Annotated in this window: 2 protein-coding genes; both read left to right on the top strand. The window is 57.9% G+C overall.

Annotation, left to right across the window (positions count from 1 at the left end; all coding sequences use genetic code 11):
- Positions 1–525 (top strand): SPOR domain-containing protein (locus tag AQS70_RS09735; RefSeq protein ID WP_187331806.1); only part of this gene is annotated, 525 nt, incomplete at its 5' end.
- Positions 526–857: 332 nt separating this feature from the next.
- Positions 858–2,388 (top strand): glutamate synthase central domain-containing protein (locus AQS70_RS09730; RefSeq protein WP_277620585.1); only part of this gene is annotated, 1,531 nt, incomplete at its 3' end.

Raw genomic sequence — 2,388 nt, 5'->3', positions numbered from 1 at the left:
GAGGGCGGTGCGCGTGCGGTCGATGGCGGTGTGGCTAACCCGCCCACCGTGACCACCACTGCGCCGCCAGAGGGTGCGTCGTCAGGCTCCGCGCCTGCGCAGCGTCCAACACCGGCGCCAAGCGTTGCTACGGCCAAACCAGCGCCCGTGCAGGCTCCCAAGCCCGCCCCAGCGCCTGCGCCTAAGCCCGCCGCTAAACCGGCCGAAAAACCGGTCACCGTGGCCAAGGCAGCGCCTGGCAGTAGCTGGTACGCCAGCCAACCGGGCAGCAACTATGTGGTGCAGATCGTCGGCACCAGTTCCGAAGCCTCGGCGCAAAATGTCGCAAAAGAGCTGGGCGGCGAAGCCCGTTATTTCAAGAAAACATTGAACGGCAAGCCGCTGTATGTCGTGACTTACGGCAATTTCCCGAGCCATGCTGCCGCCACTGCGGCAATCAAGAACTTGCCAGCGAAGACGCAGGCTGGTAAACCTTGGCCTCGCACTGTTGCCAGCGTCCAACAAGAAGTGGCAGCAGCTCGCTGATGATCCGGCGACCTTACCCAGGTCGCCGTTCTAACCCATCAATACATTCATCAGAGCATGCGGTTTTTCAAGCCGTATGCTTTTTGGTGTCTGCGCCGTGTGGCGGTCAACATCAAAAATGTTTTGACTAGCACGGGCAATCGCTTTAAACCTTCACTAATGCGACATAAATTTACGGTAAATCGCCGCAAAATTTGTGAGCTTTTGCGACGGTGTGTAAAATGGCCACCCTTTCGCTCCTGCCAAGCTGGCGTACGTTCAGCGCGGGATGCATGTGGTTGAATTAAAAAGAAATTTGCCCCTTTTTGGGGCAGCCTGGTGAGAAAGTGTCTATGAAAGCAGGTCTGTACCACCCCGATGAATTCAAGGATAACTGTGGTTTCGGCCTGATAGCCCATATGCAGGGCGAACCCAGTCATACCCTCTTGCAAACCGCCATTGAGGCCCTGACCTGCATGACCCACCGCGGTGGGATCAACGCAGACGGCAAGACCGGTGACGGTTGTGGCCTGCTGATTCAAAAGCCTGATCAGTTCTTGCGTGCAGTCGCCCAAGAGCAGTTCGGCACCGATTTGCCTAAGCAATACGCGGTCGGCATGGTGTTTTTTAACCAAGACCCGATCAAGGCTGAAGCGGCCCGCACACACATGAACCGCGAAATTCTCGCGGCGGGCTTGCAAGTGGTTGGCTGGCGTAAAGTTCCGATTGATACCAGCGTACTGGGTCGTCTGGCGCTCGAGCGTTTGCCACAAATTGAGCAAGTGTTCATCGCTGGCGATGGCCTGAGCGATCAGGACATGGCGATCAAACTGTTCAGCGCCCGTCGTCGTTCGTCGGTGGCTAACGCCGCTGACACCGATCACTACATCTGTAGCTTTTCGCACAAAACCATCATTTATAAAGGGCTGATGATGCCGGCGGACTTGACCGCCTTCTATCCAGACCTTAGTGACGAGCGCCTGCAAACCGCAATCTGCGTGTTTCACCAGCGCTTCTCCACCAATACCTTGCCGAAATGGCCGCTGGCCCAGCCGTTTCGCTTTCTCGCCCACAACGGCGAGATCAACACCATTACCGGCAACCGTAACTGGGCGCAGGCGCGTCGCACCAAGTTTGCCAATGACCTGATCGGCGACCTAGAAGAACTCGGCCCGCTGGTTAACCGCGTGGGTTCTGACTCCTCCAGCATGGACAACATGCTGGAGTTGATGGTCACCGGCGGCATTGACCTGTTCCGTGGCGTGCGCATGTTGATTCCACCGGCGTGGCAGAACGTTGAAACCATGGACCCCGACCTGCGGGCGTTCTATGAGTACAACTCCATGCACATGGAACCGTGGGACGGCCCGGCGGGCGTGGTGATGACCGACGGTCGTTACGCGGTCTGTTTGCTCGACCGTAATGGCCTGCGCCCGGCGCGCTGGGTCACGACCGCCAATGGCTACATCACCATCGCCTCGGAAATCGGCGTGTGGAACTACAAGCCTGAAGACGTTATTGCCAAAGGTCGCGTTGGCCCAGGGCAAATTCTGGCGGTCGACACCGAAACCGGTCAGGTATTGGATACCGACTCCATCGACAACCGCTTGAAGTCGCGCCACCCGTACAAGCAGTGGCTGCGTAAGAATGCGCTGCGCATTCAAGCCACCATCGAAGACAACGATCACGGCTCTGCGTTTTACGACGTCGATCAGCTCAAGCAATACATGAAGATGTATCAGGTCACGTTCGAAGAGCGCGACCAAGTGCTGCGCCCGCTGGGTGAACAAGGCTACGAAGCCGTCGGCTCCATGGGCGATGACACGCCAATGGCCGTGCTGTCCCAGCGTGTTCGCACGCCGTACGACTACTTCCGCCAGCAGT

The organism is Pseudomonas endophytica (assembly GCF_001411475.1).
GTDB lineage: Bacteria > Pseudomonadota > Gammaproteobacteria > Pseudomonadales > Pseudomonadaceae > Aquipseudomonas > Aquipseudomonas endophytica.
Note: the sequence above shows the minus strand (reverse complement) of the source record. Positions and strands in the feature narration are given on the sequence as shown.